This is a genomic window from Actinotignum timonense (assembly GCF_030216305.1).
In the GTDB taxonomy this organism is placed as follows: Bacteria; Actinomycetota; Actinomycetes; order Actinomycetales; family Actinomycetaceae; genus Actinotignum; species Actinotignum timonense_A.
In genome coordinates this window covers 1-1,281 of sequence record NZ_JASOKT010000029.1, presented here as the reverse complement: position 1 = coordinate 1,281, position 1,281 = coordinate 1, and the positions used below count along the sequence as shown (strand labels likewise).

The window sequence follows — 1,281 nt, the reverse complement described above, 5'->3', positions numbered from 1 at the left end:
TAGTTGCATGTTCTAGACCCGAAGCGGGGTGATCTACCCATGGCCAGGGTGAGGCACGTGTAAGAGCGTGTGGAGGCCCGAACCCACCAGGGTTGAAAACCTGGGGGATGAGTTGTGGGTAGGGGTGAAAGGCCAATCAAACTCCGTGATAGCTGGTTCTCCCCGAAATGCATTTAGGTGCAGCGTTGCGTGGTTCTTTGTGGGGGTAGAGCTACTGGTTGGCTGATGGGCCTTATCTGGTTACTGACGTCAGCCAAACTCCGAATACCATGAAGTTGAGCGTGGCAGTGAGACTGTGGGGGATAAGCTTCATAGTCGAGAGGGAAACAGCCCAGATCGCCGGTTAAGGCCCCTAAGTGTGTGCTAAGTGGGAAAGGATGTTTAGTTGCTGTGACAACCAGGAGGTTGGCTTAGAAGCAGCCATCCTTGAAAGAGTGCGTAATAGCTCACTGGTCAAGTGATTGAGCGCCGACAATGTAGCGGGGCTGAAGTACACCGCCGAAACCGTGGCAAACAATTTGTTTTGTTTGGGTAGGGGAGCGTCCTGCGTGAGGTGAAGCCGTGGCGTGAGCTTGTGGTGGATTGCGTGGGAGTGAGAATGCAGGCATGAGTAACGTTTGGGAGGTGAGAATCCTTCCCGCCGTATGACTAAGGGTTCCAGGGGTAGGTTCGTCCTCTCTGGGTTAGTCGGGTCCTAAGGCGAGGCCGACAGGCGTAGTCGATGGGTGACCAGTTCTTATTCTGGTACCGGTTTTATTGCGTCCAGTGTCTTCTGCGTTGATGCTAACCATCCCGTCTATGCCATAAAGCTTTCGAGGCGTTTGTCTTGTTTGTGGTTGGTGTGGGTGGCGTGGGGTCCTAAGTGTGGGAGGCAAGCGTGTTAACAGGTGTGACGCAGGGAGGTAGCTTCGCGTGCCTAATGGCTTGGCGCGTTTAAGGGTGTGGCCCGTTTCCTAGGTAAATCCGGGGGACATAAGGGTGAGGCCTGATGGTGACCGCAGTTTTTGTGGGAAGTAGAGTGATCCTGTACTGCCGAGAAAAGCATCGACGTGAGTGGTAAGACCGCCCGTACCCGAAACCGACACTGGTAGTTGGGTAGAGCATACTAAGGCGTGCGAGTGAATCGTGGTTAAGGAACTCGGCAAAATGCCCCCGTAACTTTGGGAGAAGGGGGGCCCACTCTTTACGCGCCCCGTGTCTGGGCGTTGTGGGGGGTTGGGTCGCAGAGTCTAGGGAGAAGCGACTGTTTATCAAAAACACAGGTCCGTGCGAAGCTGTAAG

Annotated in this window: 1 rRNA gene; it reads left to right on the top strand. The window is 54.6% G+C overall.

Going from position 1 to position 1,281, the window contains the following annotated elements:
* A 23S ribosomal RNA gene (locus QP305_RS08670) occupies positions 1-1,281 on the top strand; the annotation flags it as partial.